Consider the following 1,595-nt stretch of genomic DNA (forward strand, 5'->3'; position numbering starts at 1 on the left):
GCTTTTCCCATAACTGAATCCTCTCCCTTATTTCCATTGTAAATCCTTGTAGGGGAGGACTCCAGTTTATTTAGGGGGCCTTAGGGAAAGTACATCTAATTGGAGGCAATTTAGCGCTTAAAGACACTTTTGGCGGAAACAAGCTGCACTTTTACAGTTAAACGCATGCAAAGGCGCATTTAAATGAAACTTAACTGTACTTTTGCATTTGAAGAATTGGATCGTATGCCGCGGCGGTTTGTGGGAATCCTTTAAATCTTTTATACTTAAAGGGATAGCACCTGGGAGGAGGAGAAGGAACGTTGCATGGCAAAGTTGCCTTAATAACCGGGAGCGCCAAAGGCCTCGGGAAGAAAACAGCGCTGACGCTGGCAGAACAAGGCTGCCATATCGCGCTGAATTATGTACATAGCAAAGCGGAAGCGCTCTCCCTCCAATCGGATATCGAGCGCCTGGGCGTCCGCTGCATCGCAGTGCAAGCCGACGTCTCGCGCCGGGAGCAAATCGAGGACCTAGCCCGGCAAGTGAACGAGCAGCTTGGCACGATTGACATCCTGGTCAACAACGCCGGACCGTTTATCCGCGAACGCAAGCTGTTCGCTGACTACAGCCAGAGTGAAGTGCTGGCCATGATCGAAGGGAATTTGGTGGGCAGTTTGCTGCTGGATCATCTCGTACTGCCTGGGATGCGGGAGAAGAAATGGGGGCGGATTATCCATTTCGGCTTTGGTCATGCCGCGGAGTCGCGCGCTTGGCCGCATCGGGCGGTTTATGCCGCAGCGAAAACCGGGCTGGTGTCTTTTACGAAGACGCTGGCCGTCGAGGAAGCCCCTTATGGTATCACTGTAAATATGGTTTGCCCCGGCGACATTCGCGGGAACCAGAAAGAGATGTCGATCCATGAAGTTCGCGGTCTCCGCGATGGAGAGACGCCGCTGGGACGTCCGGGAAGCGGGGAGGATATCGCTCGCGTGATTGCGTTTTTGTGTCATCCGGATTCGGATTTCATCACCGGCAACATTATGGACATCTCCGGCGGACTCGACCCGATCCGGCCGTGGATCAAGCCTTCATAAGCGGGTTTCACCGACCCAACAACAAAAAAACCCGGCCATCCGACATTTTGCCGGAGCCGGGTTTCGTTTAAAACCCTCCTGCTGAAGAGCAATAATTCATGGATTGCGGATTAAAATACTTGTACGACCTCTTCTACGCCTTCCACTTCTTCAAACAGAGCGCGTTCGATCCCTGCTTTGAGGGTAATCGTGGAGCTTGGGCAGCTGCCGCAGGCACCCATCAATTTCAGTTTCACGATGCCGTCTTCTACGTCGACGAGTTCGACGTCGCCACCGTCACGTTGCAGGAAAGGCCGCAGTTTGTCCAATACTTCCAATACTTCATCATACAATTTATCTTGTACGTTTTCACTCATTGTTTTCAACTCCTTTCTTGCCTTATTATATTACAAAAAGTCAAAAATTTAAATGCTTCTTCATGGGGAGTCAGTGTCAAGCTAGCGTGGGCAGTCATTTAAGATGCCTGGAACGCGAACCCCGAAGGAACCTCTTCCTTGTAAGCGCTTTGCTTCGTTCTTT

General features: G+C 51.1%; 2 protein-coding genes. One reads left to right on the forward strand and one right to left on the reverse strand.

The genetic code is table 11. The annotated features are described in order from the left end of the window. Nucleotides 1–302: 302 nt before the first annotated feature. A complete protein-coding gene (locus M891_RS0122130) occupies nt 303–1,076 on the forward strand; it encodes an SDR family oxidoreductase (protein WP_016310953.1) in 774 nt (257 codons plus the stop codon). Nucleotides 1,077–1,186: 110 nt separating this feature from the next. Here the strand turns inward: M891_RS0122130 and M891_RS0122135 are convergent, their stop codons facing one another. Further along, a complete protein-coding gene (locus tag M891_RS0122135; protein ID WP_009224772.1) occupies nt 1,187–1,432 on the reverse strand; it encodes a NifU family protein in 246 nt (81 codons plus the stop codon). Between the last annotated feature and the right edge of the window lie 163 nt (nt 1,433–1,595).

The organism is Paenibacillus sp. J14, from assembly GCF_000518465.1.
In the GTDB taxonomy this organism is placed as follows: Bacteria; Bacillota; Bacilli; order Paenibacillales; family Paenibacillaceae; genus Fontibacillus; species Fontibacillus barengoltzii.

Excerpts from the sequence above, each read along its gene's own strand:
- M891_RS0122135 (WP_009224772.1), bottom strand. The coding sequence starts at position 1,432 with ATGAGTGAAAACGTACAAGATAAATTGTATGATGAAGTATTGGAAGTA.